Genomic DNA, 19,553 nt, shown 5'->3' on the forward strand with positions numbered 1-19,553 from the left:
AGTAATGTATTAGCTATGCTGAATGAAATGGAAACCATTCATTCGCATTTGCTGCCATTTCATTAAGCTCATTGATAAAACGGCTCACATGATACCCATCACATACCGCGTGATGAACTTGTATTGAGATTGGCAATAACCATTTACCATCTTGTTCAAAATACCTACCTATTGTAAAAATAGGTAACAAGTAGTCCCCTTCATTGTATATATTCAATTGAAACCCTGTAAAACTTGTCCATGGAATACATGAAATTGGAAATGTATTCGAAGGCTCATTTGGCTTGGGTAAAAAGCCGACTGCATTCGAGTATTGCTGAATGTCATTCATTGCGTTACCATAAAATACAGATAAATCATTATTATATTCACTCCATATACTTGAAAACGATTCATCTTCTTTATGAAAAATAGTATAACTTGGATTCATTTTATTCCAGCAACCTAGCTTTTTATTGGTATCAAAACTACAACGAAACTCCTCATGTTTGTTAACAACTGTTGTAATCATGTAAATCATAACTGGATAAAGCTTTTTTTTGCTTTTTTTAGACAAAGCCAGCAAGTTGGTAATATCTATATTCGCCGTCATACTGTAAGTACATCTTACTGTATTTAAATAGTGATTAAAATACTCTTTTCGTTTCCAATTCTCAATATCTATATAATTAAAATTCATCATTAAATCTCTTTCAATTTTTCAATTTTGTCTCTCAAATATGCAGCATGCTCAAATTCGAGCAATTTTGCTGCATTTTTCATTTCTTGCGTTAATTTCTTAATTAAGGCTTCTTTTTCACCTTTTGCCATACGTCTTGCCTTAATATCCTTAATATCATAATTATCTTTTTTAGAAATTTCTAATACATCACGAACATCTTTAATAATAGTTGTTGGTATAATTCCATTCTCTTTATTATACTGCATTTGAATTTCACGACGCCTATCTGTTTCTAGCAAAGCACGCTCCATTGATCCAGTAACATGGTCGGCATACATAATGACTCTACCGTTAGCATTTCTTGCCGCACGCCCAATTGTTTGAATCAAAGAAGTTTCAGATCGTAAAAATCCTTCTTTATCAGCATCTAAAATACATACCAGTGATACTTCAGGTATGTCTAAGCCTTCACGGAGCAGGTTAATTCCAACCAGTACATCAAATTCACCTAAACGTAAATCACGAATGATTTCCATACGTTCAATTGTATCAATGTCATAGTGTAAATATTTTACCTTAACACCCATAGAATCAAGATAGGTGGTTAAATCCTCTGCCATTTTCTTTGTTAATGTTGTAACTAGAACTTTTTCGCCTTTTTCAGTAACTGTGTTAATTTCAGAAAGTAAATCTTCAATTTGACCTTCTACTGGTTTTACTGTAACCATTGGATCAATTAGTCCTGTAGGACGAATTACTTGTTCTACAATTTGTTCACTATTCTCTTTTTCGAATTGTCCTGGGGTTGCACTTACATAGATTACTTGGTTTGTTTTATCATAAAACTCCGAAAAATTCAATGGTCTGTTATCATAAGCTGATGGTAAACGGAATCCATAATCAATTAAAGATGTTTTTCTTGCTCTATCTCCAAAATACATTCCTCTAACTTGTGGAATAGTAACATGAGATTCATCAACGATTAACAAAAAATCATCAGGAAAGTGATCCATAAGAGTGTATGGGATACTGCCTGGCTCTCTTCCGGAAAGAATACGAGAATAGTTTTCTATCCCCTTACATATACCGATTTCTTGTAGCATCTCCATATCATAGTGCGTTCGTTGCTCAATACGTTGCGCTTCTAATAGCATTTGATTATCTTTAAAATATTTAACTCGTTGCTCCAATTCTTCTTCGATTGTATTTAATGCAACTTGCAGTTTATCCGGAGGAACAATGTAGTGAGAAGCAGGATAAATCGCTGCATGATTTACAACATTCTTCACATCACCGGTAAGTGGGTTAATTTCACTTATTCTATCAATCTCATCGCCAAAGAACTCAACCCGAATGGCTGTATCGAATGCAGCAGCAGGAAAAATTTCTACAACGTCACCTCTTACACGAAATTTATTACGAATAAAATTGACATCATTACGCTCATATTGAATGCCAACTAGCTTACGTAACAAATCGTCACGATTCATTTCCATATTAGGGCGCAAAGAAATAACCATGGTACGATAATCAATAGGATTTCCCAGGGAATAAATACAAGACACACTTGACACGATTATGACATCTCTTCGTTCAGCCAATGCCAAAGTTGCTGAGTGACGAAGTTTATCAATTTCATCGTTAATCGCACTATCTTTTTCTATATAAGTATCTGTATTTGGAATATAGGCTTCCGGTTGATAGTAATCATAATAGCTAACAAAATATTCTACAGCGTTTTCTGGAAAGAATTCTTTAAATTCACTACATAGCTGTGCCGCTAAAATTTTATTATGCGCTAATACCAAGGTGGGTTTGTTCACTTGTGCAATAACATTTGCCATAGTAAAGGTCTTACCAGATCCAGTTACGCCTAGCAAGGTTTGTTCCTTTACACTGCTATTTAAGCCATTAACTAACGAGTTAATGGCTTTTGGTTGATCTCCTGTTGGTTTATATTCTGATTTCAATTTAAAAGTATTCATTTTTCTACCCACTACATATTCCTATTATAAAACCACAATAAATCAAAAACGTGTAATTTATATAAAGTTTTAATCTGAATTTGTATTACTCATGATTTCGTTATTTGCTAATGTAACCTTGTTCAACTAAAGATACATAAGTGTCTTGTGCTATAATAATATGATCCAGTAAATTGACATCAAGCTGTTTTAATGCATTTTTTATTGATACTGTTGTAATAATATCTTCATTAGATGGAATTGCTAGACCTCTTGGGTGATTGTGAGCTAAAACAATGGAACAAGCATTATGACGAATAACCGTTTCAACAATTTTACGAATACTGATATTTGCTTGAGTAACGGTACCTTGCGTCAATAAATCGCACTGAATAAAACTACAAGAACTATCTAAACACATGATATATACTTGTTCTTGATTTACTCCAACAAACTTATGAATAAAATAATTACTCAATTTTTGAGGGGTATCATATACCTCAAGTGGTTGATATTTATTTTCTAAATAGACTCTGCTCAAATTTGGAACTAATTTGAGCAACGTTGCTGCATTAGAAGTTACCCCTTGCACTTTAATCAACTCATCATACGGAGCATCAAATACTTCGCCAATGTTTCCAAAACGTTTCATTAAATTATGGGCAATATCATTTGTATCCATTCTAGGAATTGCAAAAAAAAGCAATAGCTCTAAAATGTTGTGTTGTTCAAATACATCTATACCACTTTTTAAAAATCTGTTTTTTAGTCGTTGTCGGTGTCCATTATGCAATTCATTTGGCATCATATAACAGCCTTTCGTAGTATATAATAAAATCTATACTCCGTATTTTGCTAAATACTCTTCCATACGTTGTTTTGTTATATCATCAATATACACTTTCCCATCAATAGGAGTATTATAAAGTGTTTCAATAATTTCTTTTACTGTTACAATCGGGAATGTTTGAATACCATAATTTTCATGAATTTCTTGTACTGCTGATTTATCTCCTTGACCTTTTTCCATTCTATCTACTGAGATGATTAAGCCCTTAACATTCACATCTGCAGCACCTTTTAAAATTGGTAAACATTCACGTATAGCAGTTCCGGCAGTAATAACATCTTCAATAATAACTACGTTTTCGCCATCTTTAAATTTATGTCCAACAATAGAACCGCCTTCACCATGATCTTTATCTTCTTTACGGTTAAAGCAGTAATTCTTATTGATTTTAAATTGATTATACAGTGCACCTGCAGTTGTAACTACTAATGGTATGCCTTTGTAAGCAGGGCCGAATAGAACATCATATTCATCGCCTAAGTTTTCTTTAATGCAATTTGCATAGAATTCACCTAGCTTGGCAATTTGCTCTCCAGTTTTATAGTTGCCTGTGTTTACAAAATAAGGGGTTTTTCTACCGCTTTTCGCAGTAAAATCTCCAAAAGTTAAAACATTTGATCTTACCATAAATTTAATAAATTCTTGCTTATAACTATTCATTTTCATACCTCGCATCTGTTTTATTTCATTATATCCTATTTTTCGATATTTGAAAAGTTTTTTAAGTAAATCTATAAATTATTTACATTCTATGATATAATATCTTTGCAGTTTATTATATTGTAAGTTGCTTTACTTTAAATATGAAATGGAGTCACTAATGAAATCTTTTACTATAAAAGAAAATGACAAAAACCAACGTTTAGATAAATTTTTACAAAAAGCAGTTCCCCGTTTGCCTAAAACACTTATGTATAAATATATCCGTTTAAAACGAATCAAAGTAAACGGAAAAAAATCTGATATTTCATATAAGCTTTGCCTTGGTGATCAATTAGAATTATATATCAATGACGAATTTTTTGAGGAGTCCAGTAACAAAGATTTTTTATTGGTTCCATCAAATATAAATGTTTTATATGAAGACAACAATATTCTATTGGTCGATAAAAAGGCTGGTCTTGTTGTTCATGAGGATAATGAAAATACAATTGATACGTTAATTAACCGTGCTTTACACTACCTATATGACAAAAAAGAATACAATCCTGATGTGGAAGCTTCTTTTGTCCCTGCTTTGTGTAATCGACTTGATCGGAATACTTCAGGTATTGTTATTATAGCCAAAAATGCAGAGTCTTTAAGGGTGCTCAATGAAAAAATCAAAGAGCGAAAAATTACCAAATTGTATCTTTGCGTTGTCAGTGGGCATTTAGAAAAAAAACAAGATACATTAACGCATTATCATTTTAAAAATCAAGCTGATAATACAGTTAAGGTTTTTGATAAACCAAATAAAAATACAAAGACCATGATTACCGCTTATAAAGTATTAGAATATTCCAAAGAAAACACGCTTGTAGAAGTGGATTTAAAAACTGGCCGTACCCATCAAATCAGAGCACATATGGCTTATATCGGGCATCCTTTAATCGGTGATGGCAAATATGGTAGCAATAAAACAAACATGAAATATGGACAAAAACAACAGCTTCTTTACTCTTATAAGCTGAAATTTGAGTCAGACATAAATGAAACGGTTCTTTCATATCTAGATGGAAAAGAGTTTGAAGTAAAACAAATTTGGTTTCGTGATGAATTTAAGGATAAATTTTAACCAGAGAGCAACAGCTCTCTGGTTTTGTTATACTATTTAATTTCAGCAATTGTAACGCCTGCTTCACCTTCGCCAAAAACGCCAAGACGGAATGTTTTGATATATTTACTTTGCTTTAAATAGGAATGTACTGCTGAACGTAATGCTCCTGTACCTTTACCATGAATAATTGTTACTTGAGCAATATTAGAAAGAATAGACTGATTAATAAACATATCAAGCTCCATAATTGCTTCTTCAACAGTTTGACCTCGCAAATCAAGCTCCATATTTGCTTTGGCAGTTTTATTAGAAGAAATAGTTCTCGTCGTTTTGCCTTTTATGTTTACCTTTTTTGTTTCTGTAAGCCTTAAATTCTTAATATCTACTCTGGATTTCATAATACCGGCTTGCACTAAAACAGTTTTCGCATTTGTTTGATCTTCAAGCACAACACCATTCTTATCAATATCAACAATTAAAACGGTATCACCTTTTTTCAACTTGCGAGGAAGAACGTAATCTTCATTAGTTCTTGCAACAACCGGATTTGCTTTATCCTGTAATTTATCAATTCTACCACGCACTTGCGATTTTGCTTGGGTTGCCAAAGTAGAAAAGTTTTCTTTATCCTTTTCTTTTCTTATTTTATCTAATTCATCTATTAACAATTGTGAATCCAATTTAACGTTATCAACGATTCGACTTGCCTCTTGGCGTGCTTTTTCAATTATTTTTTCTTTTTCATCAATTGCCTTTTGGTTTAGATTTTTTAAATCCTCTTTTAATTGTTTTAGTTCTCTTGCTTCTTTTGCTAATTGAGCCGATTTTTCTTCATAATCCTGACGTGAGCTTTCTAATCCATCAATAACATCCTCAAAATTCTTTTTATCATGAGCAATATATTCTGAGGCAGCATTTAAAATGGATTCACTTAAACCTAATTTTCTTGAAATTTCAAATGCATTGGAACGTCCCGGTGTACCAATTAACAAACGATACGTTGGCTTTAGTGTCTTAACGTCAAACTCACAGCTCGCATTCATTACGCCTTTTGTTTGTAGTGCATATACTTTAAGTTCTGCATAATGTGTAGTAGCAGCAACAATTGTTTTACGTTCCCTAAGCTGTTCTAATATTGCAGTAGCAATTGCAGCACCTTCTACAGGGTCAGTTCCTGAGCCAAGCTCATCAACTAAAACAAGTGATTTTGCATCTGCTCGATCTAATATTGATACAATATTCGTCATATGAGCCGAGAAAGTAGACAAATTTTGTGCAATGCTTTGCTCATCCCCTATATCAACTAAAATATTATCGAAAATAGAAATTACACTATCGTCTGAAACAGGAATTAACAAGCCGCACATTGTCATTAGAGTTAGCAATCCTAATGTTTTTAATGTAACAGTCTTTCCACCTGTATTCGGGCCTGTAATTACTAAAGAGGTATAGTTATAACCCAACTCAATACTAATTGGAACTACAGTGTCTTTGCTGATAAGAGGATGTCTTGCTTTATTGAGTTTTATTTTACCATCGTTTGATATAATAGGTAACATTGCTTTCATATTAACAGCGAGGCTAGCTTTCGCAAAATAGATATTCAAGCAAATCACAATTTCAAAATTACGTGAAATGCTGTCTGCAAAATCGCCACAATAAGCTGATAATTCAGCAAGTATACGCTCGATTTCTGCTTTTTCTTTCGATTTTAATACACGAATATCATTATTCGCTTCCACAACAGAAATCGGCTCAATGAAAAGCGTCGCCCCGCTGGATGATGTATCGTGGACTAATCCGCTTACTACTCCTTTATATTCAGCTTTTACCGGCAAAACATATCGACCATCACGCATTGTGATAATGTTTTCCTGTAATGCTTTTTGATATGTAGAAGAGCGAATCATTTTATCTAAATCTTCTTTAATCTTTGCACCAAGTTGTTTTATTTTTCGTCTGATATTCAATAACTCTTCGCTAGCAAAATCGTCAATTTCATCCTCAGAGAGAAAAACAGTGTTAATACGCTTTTCAAGCTCTTTATTCGGTATTAGCATTTCAAAAATCGATTTTAATGAATTTTGATGATTCTGACATTGTGTAAACCATTCTTGAAGTAATCGAACTTGGCGTAAAATTGTAGCAATGTTTAATAGATTCCTTGGTGATAAAACTCCTCCAACTTGTGCCAGCTTTAAATGGTCTATTGGGTTGTCCATTTTGGAAAAAGACGGAGTTCCAAAATGTGATGCTAAATACAATGCATCATTGGTTTTTGTTGTTTCTTCTTTTACGATTGCTAAATTCGTATTTGGCTTAATATTTAATACAATATTTTTTGCATATTCACAGCATGTATATTCTGCTAATTGTAATAAAATTTTATCGAGTTCTAAAACTCGAGTATATTTTTCAATGATACTCATAAATATAACCTTCCTTTTTTATAACAGCTTATTATTCTAAGCTGTTGGCATAGCCAAATTTCGGTTATCATTTCACTTGATAATATAAAAGTTTCTCTATATAAGCAAGGACTTGTACATATCAAGTGAATTAAATTTTGCTTCTGCATGTAAATACATATAATTTTCTGTTACATAGTTTAATTGCTCTAAAGATTGCCCACTTAATTTAAACGAAAATAATCGCTGGTCTTCTGAAAAAACTATATATCGCATTGCAGATAGAACAGCTTGATTAACCGGGTAGCGTAACGTTTCATTTTTATAAGCACAAGTTGGAATACAGTCTTCACACACAAGTGCACCTTGTAATGGGAAAAAATACATTAACTCTTTTTCAAAAGTTGCACATTCGGTACAGCAGACTAAATTGGGCATGAAACCCGCTATGGATAGGCAACGCAATTCAAAGATGCTTTTTAATAACAAAGCATCTTTTTTATCTTCTTGTAAAAAGTATAATGTATTTAATATAAGCTTTAAAAAACTTGCAGACTTTTCATCGGAAGATTTGCACATATATCCGATTAGCTCGCAAAAATAGCCTGCTAGCGATAGCTTAATTACATCAAGGCGGAGCGAATAAAAAGAGTTAATACTTTCCGCAGAATTCACTATGTAATTACTTTTGCCTTTAAAAAGGCAAAAGTCACTATAACTTAAAATTTGTGACGCACTGGCAAGCGAACTCTTCATTGATTTACTTCGTTGTGCAGCAACTTCTATAACGCCTAAATCACTTGTCAGTATCGTCAAAATTTTATCATTTTCACCTATATTGCGGTGTTTTATCACGATTCCTTGTGTTTTGATCAGCATGGGTAGCTGCCTCCGATGTAGTTTGAATCTCGTTTGAATTGTAACCTCGATAGAGCAGGTAATCAGAAATTTTACCACTGTGCTCAAAGGTAATCCACGCATTTTTCTCATCCATAAGCATCAATCCCCTAACATATATTGTGTTACTATTATGTTTGGTTAATTCGTTTTAAAAATGTGTGGAAAGTATTAGCTAATTATCTGACAATCCAAAGTTACGTATGAAAGATTCCTTGTTTCGCCAGTCTTCACGTACTTTAATCCAACATTGCAAGTTTATTTTTACACCTAAAAATTCCTCTATATCTGTTCTTGCAGTTGAGGCAATTCGTTTCAATACTGCACCTTTTTTGCCAATAATCATTCCTTTATGACTATCTTTCTCACAATAAATCATAGCATCAATATCCATAATATCTTTGCCTTCACGCTCACGCATTTTTTCGATAACCACTGCAGTTCCATGAGGAATTTCTTGATGTAAATTCAATAGTATTTTTTCACGAATAATTTCTGATACAATAACACGCTCCGGTTGATCGGTTAACGTATCATCTGGGAAGAAATGAACGCCTTCTTCAGCATATTTATCTAATTCGGCTAATACTAAATCTACTCCATTGTTTTCTTGGACACTAATCGGAATAACAGCATCAAAAGAATGAAGCTGCATTATTTGTTCAATACGTGCAACCAAGAGCTCTTTATTAGAAATTAAATCAATTTTATTGATAATCAAAATGCTAGGTATTTTTTGTTGCTTAATGTTTTCAATTAAATCAAGCTCAGCTTGTGTTAGTTTACCTGATGGCTCAACTACCATCATGACAATATCCACATCTTTTATTGATGTGTTTACTGCTTTAATCATACTATCACTTAGCTTAGTTTTTGCTTTATGAAAGCCTGGAGTATCAATAAATACATACTGAACTTCGTTTTTAGTTAACACTCCGGTAATTTTAGTTCTGGTCGTTTGAGGTTTATTTGTTACAATTGCAACTTTTTCACCTAATAGTTTATTTAATAATGAGGATTTTCCAACATTCGGCTTTCCTACAATTGCAACAAAAGCAGAACGAGTGTTTTGTTGTTCCATAATTTCTCCATCTAAACATCATCAGCAGTGTTCTATTTTCTGGGCTGAATCTATTTCCCACTATTTTAATGTATATGCATTACTTCATATTATTATTGTCATAATTCTTCATATGATAAATTTTTGTTTTAGGTTCACCTACAAGTTGAGTTCCATTGAATATAAATAAAAAACTAAGAATTAGTAATATAATTAAAATAATTACATTTAACGGGTTTGTAAATATCAGTAACAATGTGTTCCATAATTGTTGAGGCTTAAAGAAAATTACTATTCCAACAACAACAGAAACACTTGCCGCAATAAATACAGCACCTGCCGCAACATCTTTTGCAATTTTTGCAAGATAATGATAGGAAGGCGACTCTAAATTAGTTAAAGTTTCAATTGCAGTATTAACCATTTCACCGGTTATAACGATTGCAATACATATTATAAGAATCAAATATTCTATATAAGAAACTCCAAACAAATAAGAAAACAATGTAACAAACACAGCCATACAAAGATGAATACGCATATTTCTTTCATTCTTTACGCAATATGCAATGCCTTTAAAAGCAAATACAAAACTCCTTGCCAGCTCTTTGAAATCTTTTCTAATCATAGCTAACCGCCGTTTCTTATTCTTATATTTTGTTATACAATATAACTTTTATCCCTTGCAATTCCTAGTTTATCTAAAACGAATTCTTCCTTTTCACGCATTTTTAATGCTTCTAAGCCACCTTCTTCGTGATCATAGCCCAAAAGGTGAAGCATAGAATGCACAGTTAAAAATCCAATTTCACGTTGAATGGTATGACCATATAATTCTGCTTGTTCAAATGCTTTTTCAGCTGAAATTACAATATCACCAAGCATATATGCACCTGTATCTTCATTTACATCAAATTTCATATTTTCACCTAAAGGAAATGATAATACATCTGTAGGAGTATTCTTATTGCGATATTGCTCATTTAGTAATCGAATTTCTTCGTTGGAAATAAATGATACGCTTACCTCAGCGCTACCTTCAAATCCCTCTTGTACTAATACCGCGTGACAACAACGGCGAATTAACATACGAATACCTGTTGGTATTTTAATTTCTTTTTGTCTATTGCTTATTAAAACTTTTAATTTATCCATCTATCTTTTCCTTTGCCTCTCTATCGTATTTACCGTAAGCTTTGATGATTTCACCTACGATCCTATTTCTTACAACGTCTTTCTCATTTAAAAAGACAGTTTGGATGTCTTCAATATCGACTAAAACATTGACAGCATCAATTAAACCTGATTTTCTTGCATCAGGCAAGTCGATTTGAGTTACATCTCCTGTTATAACAGCTTTTGAATTTGCTCCTAAACGAGTTAAAAACATTTTCATCTGCTCTCTTGTTGTATTTTGTGCTTCATCTAAAATAATAAAAGAATCGTCTAGCGTTCTACCACGCATATATGCTAAAGGAGCAACCTCGATTACACCACGTTCTAGCTGACGTTGAAATGCTTCAGCACCAAACATATCAAACAATGCGTCATATAGTGGGCGTAAATACGGGTCAACCTTTGTTTGTAAATCTCCTGGTAAAAATCCAAGCTTTTCACCAGCTTCAACTGCAGGGCGAGTCAAGATAATTCTGTTAATTTCTTGTGCACGAAAAGCTTTAACTGCCATAGCAACTGCAAGATAGGTTTTTCCGGTTCCTGCAGGCCCAACACCTAAAACAATAGTATTTTTTGCAATTGCATCTATATAAGATTTTTGTCCCGTTGTTTTTGGTTTAATCGGTTTTCCTGTCGCAGTAACACACACACAATCAGAAGACAATGTTTTCAATTTCTCTAATTGATTATCATTTACAAGCGATATAACATAGTGTATGGACTGATCGGTAATAGCATCACCATTTTTTTGTGCTTGAATAAGCGCATCAATTGCTTTAGAAGCTTTTTTTACGCCTTGTTCCGATCCCGTAATTTTTATATTTGTTCCACGACAAATAATTGCAACACCAAATTCTCTCTCTAGAAGTGAAACGTTCTTATCCAGATTCCCAAAAACAGTTAACAACTCATCGGTAGTATCAAAATTAACGAAAGTTTCTTGCATTATACATACCCTTTCTTGGTTGAAATTAGAAATTAGCAGTAAAACACTCTTCATTTGAAGACTAGACATACTCAGTATACTAAAATTATATCAACTGAGAAAATAAAAATATTTGCTTGCTTATAAAAGACAGCAACTACTCTATTTTATTATATATTATATTTATAGATTTTAACCATAGTATTATAACATAGATTGTGTAATTTTGAAACAATAAATTGTAATATTTTCATAAACAAAAAGACCTGCACAAAAAATGCAGGTCTTTTACTCTTTTATTATTAAATATCTTGGGATTGCATTATTTTAAAACCATTGCTTTGCAATACTTTAATTGCATTTTCATTATTTTCTACCCTTAAAATAACATAAGCAGTTTTCTCACTTCTGCTGATAAAAGCATACATATACTCAACGCTGATTGCTTCACTATATAAAACAGCCATTGCTTTTGCTAGTCCACCCGGCTTATCATCTATACCAATTCCAATAACTTTCGTTATGGAAACAGTAAAGCCATCTGCTTTTAATATTTCAACTGCTTTATCTGGATTATTTACTATTAAACGTAATATTCCAAAGTCTTTTGTGTCTGCAATAGAAAGTGCACGAATATCAATATTATTTTTTGCTAATACCTCTGTTATTTCTGCTAACCGTCCTCTTTTGTTTTCAACAAATACAGATATTTGCTTCATAATCATATGCTTGCCCTCCTATTAATATTGATTTCTGTTATCGATAACACGTTTTGCTTTTCCTTCTGAACGAACAATCGTTTTAGGCTCAACCAATTTAATTGTTGCTGCAATACCTAAAATGGATTCAATAGCATGTTTGATTTCTTGTTCTTTTTCTTCCACTAAACGGACTGCATCAAAATCCATATCCGTTGGCATTTCTACAAGAATTTTTAAGGTATCTAAATTATTCACTCTATCAACAATAATTTGGTAATGCGGTGTGATATTTTTAATATCAAGTAACACGCTCTCAATTTGAGATGGAAATACGTTTACACCTCTTATAATTAACATATCGTCACTTCTACCACGTGGCTTAGTCATTTTAACTAAAGTTCTTCCACATGCACATTTTTCATGCGTAAGAACAGCAATATCTTTTGTAAGATAACGGATTAATGGTAGCGCCTCTTTTGTAATACAAGTAAAAACCAATTCTCCCGCTTGACCATCCGGTAGTACCTCTAATGTGTCTGGATCTATAATCTCAGGAATAAAGTGATCTTCGTTAATATGCATTCCATTTTGTTCACAACATTCAAAAGCAACACCTGGCCCCATTATTTCGGATAAACCATAAATATCGTAAGCTTTGATTCCTAATTTGGCTTCAATCTCTTTTCGCATATTCTCTGTCCATGGTTCTGCACCAAAAACACCAGCTTTTAATTTTAACGTATTTTTATCAATTCCCATTTCATTGATTGTTTCTGCCATGAACAATGCATAGGATGGAGTACAACATAAAATAGAGGAACCAAAATCCTGCATAATCTGGATTTGTCGTTTTGTATTACCTACAGAAGCTGGAATTGCTGTTGCTTTAATTCGCTCAGTTCCATAATGAATGCCCATTCCGCCTGTAAACAAACCGTAGCCGTAAGAAACATGAACGAAGTCTTTCGCCTCTGCGCCGGCTGCCGTTAACGCTCTTGCAGTAATCTCTGCCCAAATGTTAATATCGTTTTCTGTATATCCTACAACCGTTTGTTTTCCTGTCGTTCCGCTTGAAGCATGAATACGGACAACGTTATCCATATCAGTAGCAAACAAACCATAAGGATAAGTATCTCTTAAATCTTGTTTTACGGTAAATGGTAGCTTAGAGATATCTTTTACAGTTCTAATATCTTCCGGTTTAATCCCGTGTTTATCAAACAGTTCTTTGTAAAATGGCACGTTTTCATAAACTCGCCTTACCGTAACAGAGAGGCGGTATGATTGCAATGCTTCCAGTTCAGCTCTTGGTGCAGTTTCAATATCTTTATCCCAATATTTCATAAATGTTCTTCCTTTTAATCTGTCTTTTTCTATCTATGCATCTCACCAAGTGTAAAGGCTTTTCGATTTACATCTAAAAACTTTGAAGGAACACATTGATTGATAGCATCTTCCCAAAACTTATCTTCAAAATCCAAGTAATTAGACAATACACCCATAAGCACAACATTCGTCGCCTTTGAAGAACCTGCTTCTTCAGCTAATGAAAGTGCATCAACTGCAACTAAATCAATTCCTTTTTCTTTCATTTGTTCAATCAGATTATTGGGATAAGTTGCAGCCCCAGTAATGACAGGCATTGGATCTATTTTCTGAGTACTTGTAATAAGTTTACCACCTTTTTTCAAATACTTCAACCATCTTGCAGCTTCTAATTGTTCAAAAGAAACAATTATATCAGCTTGACCTTCATCAATTACAGGAGAACAAACCTCTTTTCCAAAACGAACATAGGTTACAACAGAACCACCACGCTGGCTCATACCATGTACTTCAGAAACTTTTACATCGTAGTTTTGTGCTAAAATTGCATTTCCTAAAATTCTACTAGCTAGAAGCGTTCCTTGACCACCAACGCCTACAATCATGATACTCTTAACTTCATTTATGTTATTGCTGTTCATATTATGCTTCCTCCCCTTCATGAATCGCAGAAAATGCACACAAACTTTGGCAAAGACCGCAACCTACACACAATGTTTTATCGATTACCGCTTTTTTATCTCTTATACTGATTGCAGGACAGCCAATCTTCATACAGGATTTACATCCTTTACAGCTATCATTAACAACATGTAGAGCAGGTTTATGTTTTACTGATTTAAGTAATGCACACGGTCTTCTTGCAATAATTACAGATGGTTCTTCTGCCGCTAATTCCTCTTTTACAACTTCATCACAGCGTTTTAAATCATAAGGATCAACAACTGTTACTCGATTGATACCAACAGCTTCACAAAGTTTCTCTAAAGAAATTTTAGTTGCAGGTTCCCCCTTAATGTTATATCCTGTTGTTGGATTTTGCTGATGCCCTGTCATACCTGTTATTGAGTTATCTAAAATAATAACAGTAGAATTACTATTATTATAAGCAATATTTGCAAGACCGGTAATACCTGAATGCATAAATGTAGAATCGCCAATTACCGCGACAGAAGATTTTTCACCTTTTTCACCCATAGCCTTATTAAAGCCATGTAAGCCTGAAATAGATGCGCCCATACAAATTGTTGTATCGATTGACTGTAGTGGAGCTTGAGCTCCGAGCGTATAGCATCCTATATCACCTGATACCATCACTTTATTCTTACTTAACGTATAGAACATTCCTCTATGAGGGCATCCAGCACACATAACAGGAGGACGTACAGGGATTGTTTCTTCTAAAGACAATGTGTCGTTAATGGCAGCACCCATCTTCTGAGCAATTAAGTTCTGAGAGAACTCACCAATTACAGGGAAGATATCTTTTCCAACAACATTTAAGCCAATTTTCTTACAATGTGTTTCAAAAATATCATCTAGTTCTTCAATAACATATAACTTTTCAACCTTAGAGGCAAAATCTTGAATTAACTTAATTGGCAATGGGTTCACCATACCTAATTTTAGATAGCTAGCTTCATCACCCAATGCTTCACGAGCGTATTGATAAGATGTACCAGAAGTAATAATACCAATTTTGCTGTTGTTCATAATTACTTTGTTTACTGTTGAAGTTTCTGCATATTCAACTAAATCTAATGTACGCTTTTCAACAACAACATGACGAGCTTTCGCCATAGCAGGCATCATTACATATTTTGCAGGATTTTTTATGTATTCTTTTTGCATAGGAACAATTCTATCAGCTGTTTCTATTAGACTTTGTGAATGTGCAATTCGAGTTGAAAGTCTTAAAATAACAGGTGTATCGAAACGTTCAGAAATTTCAAAAGCAAGTTTTGTAAAAGCAAGACATTCGCTAGAATCAGAAGGTTCTAACATTGGTACCTTTGATGCAATTGCATAATGACGGGAATCTTGTTCATTTTGAGACGAATGCATACCAGGATCATCGGCTACTGCAATAACCATACCACCATTCACACCAGAATAAGCTACTGTAAATAACGGGTCAGCCGCAACATTTAATCCAACATGTTTCATTGCGCAAAAAGACCGTTTTCCTCCAATAGATGCACCGATTGCAACTTCCATTGCTACCTTTTCATTAGGTGCCCATTCACTATACATATCATCATATTTTGAAGCATATTCTGTAATTTCAGTACTTGGAGTTCCCGGATAACTGGATATTACGCTACAACCAGCTTCATATAGACCTCTGGCTACTGCTTCATTTCCTAACATCAATTGTTTCACTATGTCTTCCTCCTATTTGTTTCTTAAGTCAATAATACGTTTTGCTTTACCTTGGAATCGTTCAATTGATTTTGGTTCAACCAAAGAAACTTTTGAATCTATTCCTAACACAGTACGCAATTTTGCACTAATGTCATTTTGTAATTTTTCAAGTTTTCCATATTGCTCTAACAATGAGCTATCGATTAACTCAACTTGAACTTCTAATGTATCCATAAAGCCTTCTCTACGTATGATTAATTGATAATGTGGTCCAATATGTTCTAATCCCACTAAAACACTTTCTATTTGAGACGGAAAAACATTGACTCCACGTATCTTTAGCATATCGTCACTTCGACCTTTTATCTTATCCATTCTAACATGAGTTCTACCACAAGCACAAGTATCATAATTCAAACGAGTAATATCTTTTGTTCGATAACGAAGCATTGGAATACCTTCTTTGGTAATTGTAGTAATAACTAACTCTCCTGTTTCGCCTTTATCTAATACTTCTTTTGTATTCGAGTTAATTATTTCAGGAAGAAAATGGTCCTCATTTATATGCATACCACATCGTAAGTAACATTCACCGGAAACACCAGGCCCCATTAACTCGCTCATACCATAGTTATCGGTCGCAAACACATGAAACGCTTTTTCAATCTGTGTACGCATTTCGGGCGTACAACCTTCTGAACCAAAAAGGCCGGTTTTTAATTTTAATTCATCGAGCGAGATACCTTGCTCTTTTGCTACCTCACTCATATATAAACCATAAGACGGTGTACTAACCAATGCAGTTACTCCAAAATCCTTTAACAGCATAACCTGTTTTTGGGTATTTCCACTTGAAGCAGGAATAACAGTTGCGCCTATTTTCTCCAATCCATAATGAAGGCCAAGTGCACCAGTAAATAATCCATAACCGAATGCAATTTGTACAATATCTTCATCAGTTACGCCAACAGCCATACAAACTCTTGCGACACAGTCAGACCAATTTTCTAAATCCCTTTTTGTATAACCTACAACGGTTGGTTTACCAGTAGTTCCGCTTGAAGCATGAAGTCTTGTAATTTCCTTCATTGGTTTTGCAAACAGTCCAAAAGGATAGTTATCTCGTATATCTTCTTTTGTTGTTAGCGGTATGTATTGCAAGTCAGACAAACACTTAATTTTATCAGCAGTTATGCCTGCATCTTTTAAACGTTTTTGATAAAAAGGTACATTATCGTAGCAATAGCCTACCATCCATTTCAATCTTTCAAGTTGAAGCTCTTCTAATTTGTTTCGAGGCATTGTTTCAATTTCTTTTTGAAAAAACATTATAATGACCATCCTTTTTGTATAGATTGTATGATATAAAATATTCATCAATCTCTTATTTTGCTGCGTCAAAGCTTTATCACTTTAAAGCAATATTATCATTATACATCAAATTAGCATATGCTTGCAACATTGTAACCAAATTTATTTAAAAATATCTCTTTTGCAATAATGCAAAAGAGATATTAAACCAATCTTTATTTATTTTTACTATAAAATTAAGTAATTATTATTTCTGATATATTCCATGTGTCGATAATAATATTAACTTATTCAAACTTATATATCAAAAAAATTAAGCCACTATTTAGATTCCTGTTTCCAAGAAAAAATAGTAGCTTAATTCATTTTAATTCAAATTATTTATACAAACCACGTTTTACATATTTTGTATGCAAAATTTCATGAGCTTTATGGCTTCCAGGTTTATTGAGGTAAGTATCATATAATTCTTTTACAATAGGATTTTCATGAGATTTTCTTAATGGTAAATCTTTATCCTCATTATAAAGAACGCTTGCTCTTAGTCCTCTAATATCAGTATTATTTAATACTGATGCTGGTTGAATTGGTTGTCCGCCACCGTTGACACATCCGCCAGGACAACCCATGATTTCAACGAAATGATAATCAGCTTTACCAGCACGAATATCATCAAGTAGTTGTCTTGCATTTGCTAAACCGGATGCAATAGCAACTTTAACATCAAGGTCTCCTACTTTATAAGTAGCTTCTTTGATGCCGGCAGTACCACGAACATCTGTAAAGTCAAGTGCTTTACCCTCAAGTTTTGTATCAGTTAATGTCTCAACTGCAGTTCTTAATGCAGCTTCCATAACACCACCGGTAGCACCGAAGATAACAGCAGCACCAGTACCCATTCCTAAAGGCATATCATATTCTTCTTCAGGTAATTGGTTGAACATTAAACCAGCTTTTCTAATCATTTTTGCTAATTCTCTAGTAGTGATAACTGCATCAATATCAGGAACACCAGCAGCAGATTGATCTTCACGACCTTCTTCGAATTTCTTTGCAGTACATGGCATAACAGATACTACAAAGATATCTTTAGGATCGATGTTGTTCTTTTCTGCATAATAAGTTTTAACAATAGCACCAAACATTTGTTGTGGTGATTTACAAGAAGATAAATTATCTATGAAATCTTCATAGTAATGCTCACAGAATTTAATCCAACCTGGAGAACATGAAGTAATTAAAGGTAATTTACCACCATTTTGAACTCTGTCGATAAATTCAGTTGCTTCTTCCATGATAGTAAGGTCAGCACTAAAGTTAGTATCAAATACTTTATCAAAGCCCAAACGTCTTAAAGCAGCAACCATTTTGCCTTTTGCATTTGTTCCAATCGGAAGACCAAACTCTTCGCCTAATGCAGCTCTTACTGCAGGAGCAGTTTGAACAACAACGTGTTTTGTTGGATCTGCAATTGCATCAAATACCTTTTGCGTTTCGTCTTTTTCAGCTAGTGCACCAGTTGGGCAAACAACGATACATTGACCACATGATACACAAGAAGTTTCAGCTAAATCAGCATCAAATGCACAACCGATATGTGTTTTAAATCCACGCTCGTTTGCACCAATAACGCCGATAGATTGTGTTTTTGCACAAGCAGCAATACAACGACGACAAAGAATACATTTGTTGTTATCACGATACATGTGAGCAGCACTAGTATCAATATCATAATGCTCGTTTTCGCCAGCAAATTTATTTTCGTCTTCAATGCCATATTCTTTACATAAAGCTTGTAACTCACAATTACCACTTCTAGAACATGATAAACATTTTTTATCATGAGTTGATAAAACTAATTCTAGAGTATTTCGTCTGGATTTTATAATTGCTGGGGAGTTTGTGGTAACTTCCATTCCCTCGCCTACTGGTTGAACACAAGCTGCAGCAAAGCTTCTTGCACCTTTTACCTCAACAAGACACATACGGCAAGCGCCGATTTCGTTAATGCCTTTTAAGTAACATAAAGTTGGAATGTTAATGCCCGCTTGACGTGCAGCTTCGAGAATTGTTGAGTTTTTTGGCACGGTTATAGGCATACCATTTATTTTTAAATTAACAGTTTCCATTTTGGCAATCTCCTATTCTATA

The 19,553-nt window shown here is 33.7% G+C and carries 17 protein-coding genes; 1 reads left to right on the forward strand and 16 read right to left on the reverse strand.

The features are described 5' to 3' along the window. Positions 1–13 precede the first annotated feature (13 nt). The 4 genes from catA to pyrE form a co-directional block, all read right to left on the reverse strand. Positions 14–679, reverse strand: coding sequence for a type A chloramphenicol O-acetyltransferase (gene catA / locus RBG61_RS01675; RefSeq protein WP_307945070.1), 666 nt, complete (start codon positions 677–679; stop codon positions 14–16). A gap of 2 nt (positions 680–681) precedes the next feature. Then, the gene (uvrB, locus tag RBG61_RS01680; RefSeq protein ID WP_307945073.1) at positions 682–2,646 is read right to left on the reverse strand and encodes an excinuclease ABC subunit UvrB; all 1,965 of its coding nucleotides are present in this window, start codon (positions 2,644–2,646) and stop codon (positions 682–684) included. A 100-nt stretch (positions 2,647–2,746) separates the two neighbouring features. After that, positions 2,747–3,430 carry a JAB domain-containing protein gene (locus RBG61_RS01685; RefSeq protein WP_307945075.1) on the reverse strand — a complete coding sequence of 228 codons (684 nt, stop codon included), beginning with the start codon at positions 3,428–3,430 and terminating at the stop codon, positions 2,747–2,749. Positions 3,431–3,463: 33 nt separating this feature from the next. Next, a complete protein-coding gene (pyrE, locus tag RBG61_RS01690; protein WP_307945077.1) occupies positions 3,464–4,135 on the reverse strand; it encodes an orotate phosphoribosyltransferase in 672 nt (223 codons plus the stop codon). A gap of 160 nt (positions 4,136–4,295) precedes the next feature. Between pyrE and RBG61_RS01695 the strand changes: the two genes are divergently transcribed. Beyond that, positions 4,296–5,252 carry an RluA family pseudouridine synthase gene (locus tag RBG61_RS01695; RefSeq protein WP_307945080.1) on the forward strand — a complete coding sequence of 319 codons (957 nt, stop codon included), beginning with the start codon at positions 4,296–4,298 and terminating at the stop codon, positions 5,250–5,252. A 32-nt stretch (positions 5,253–5,284) separates the two neighbouring features. On the opposite strand, the gene RBG61_RS01700 is transcribed toward RBG61_RS01695, so the two are convergent. From RBG61_RS01700 to RBG61_RS01755, 12 genes are all read right to left on the reverse strand, one after another. Beyond that, complete coding sequence (locus RBG61_RS01700) at positions 5,285–7,663, reverse strand: endonuclease MutS2 (protein WP_307945083.1); 2,379 nt, start codon at positions 7,661–7,663, stop codon at positions 5,285–5,287. 96 nt (positions 7,664–7,759) lie between these two features. Next, on the reverse strand, positions 7,760–8,521 hold the full coding sequence (gene recO, locus RBG61_RS01705) for a DNA repair protein RecO (protein WP_307945085.1): 762 nt from the start codon (positions 8,519–8,521) through the stop codon (positions 7,760–7,762). A gap of 193 nt (positions 8,522–8,714) precedes the next feature. Next, a complete protein-coding gene (gene era, locus RBG61_RS01710; RefSeq protein WP_307945086.1) occupies positions 8,715–9,620 on the reverse strand; it encodes a GTPase Era in 906 nt (301 codons plus the stop codon). Positions 9,621–9,699: 79 nt separating this feature from the next. Beyond that, positions 9,700–10,227 (reverse strand): diacylglycerol kinase family protein, encoded by a 528-nt coding sequence (locus RBG61_RS01715; protein ID WP_307945089.1) that lies wholly within the window; start codon positions 10,225–10,227, stop codon positions 9,700–9,702. Between the two features lie 32 nt (positions 10,228–10,259). Continuing rightward, entirely contained in the window at positions 10,260–10,754 is a 495-nt protein-coding gene (gene ybeY, locus RBG61_RS01720) for an rRNA maturation RNase YbeY (protein WP_307945092.1), read from the reverse strand. After that, positions 10,747–11,721 carry a PhoH family protein gene (locus RBG61_RS01725; RefSeq protein WP_307945094.1) on the reverse strand — a complete coding sequence of 325 codons (975 nt, stop codon included), beginning with the start codon at positions 11,719–11,721 and terminating at the stop codon, positions 10,747–10,749. Before RBG61_RS01725 ends, ybeY begins: the two co-directional genes overlap by 8 nt. 281 nt (positions 11,722–12,002) lie before the next feature. After that, positions 12,003–12,425, reverse strand: coding sequence for an ACT domain-containing protein (locus RBG61_RS01730; RefSeq protein WP_307945097.1), 423 nt, complete (start codon positions 12,423–12,425; stop codon positions 12,003–12,005). A gap of 15 nt (positions 12,426–12,440) precedes the next feature. Beyond that, complete coding sequence (locus tag RBG61_RS01735; RefSeq protein ID WP_307945099.1) at positions 12,441–13,745, reverse strand: phenylacetate--CoA ligase family protein; 1,305 nt, start codon at positions 13,743–13,745, stop codon at positions 12,441–12,443. A 29-nt stretch (positions 13,746–13,774) separates the two neighbouring features. Continuing rightward, on the reverse strand, positions 13,775–14,368 hold the full coding sequence (locus tag RBG61_RS01740; protein WP_307945101.1) for an indolepyruvate oxidoreductase subunit beta: 594 nt from the start codon (positions 14,366–14,368) through the stop codon (positions 13,775–13,777). 1 nt (position 14,369) lies between these two features. Continuing rightward, positions 14,370–16,109, reverse strand: coding sequence for an indolepyruvate ferredoxin oxidoreductase subunit alpha (gene iorA / locus RBG61_RS01745; protein WP_307945103.1), 1,740 nt, complete (start codon positions 16,107–16,109; stop codon positions 14,370–14,372). A gap of 12 nt (positions 16,110–16,121) precedes the next feature. Then, positions 16,122–17,420 carry a phenylacetate--CoA ligase family protein gene (locus RBG61_RS01750; protein WP_307945104.1) on the reverse strand — a complete coding sequence of 433 codons (1,299 nt, stop codon included), beginning with the start codon at positions 17,418–17,420 and terminating at the stop codon, positions 16,122–16,124. A gap of 359 nt (positions 17,421–17,779) precedes the next feature. Continuing rightward, positions 17,780–19,531, reverse strand: a complete 1,752-nt coding sequence (locus RBG61_RS01755) for an NADH-dependent [FeFe] hydrogenase, group A6 (protein ID WP_307945106.1) — start codon at positions 19,529–19,531, stop codon at positions 17,780–17,782. Positions 19,532–19,553 lie beyond the last annotated feature (22 nt).

This window comes from Paludicola sp. MB14-C6 (assembly GCF_030908625.1).
Classification (GTDB): Bacteria; Bacillota; Clostridia; order Oscillospirales; family Ruminococcaceae; genus Paludihabitans.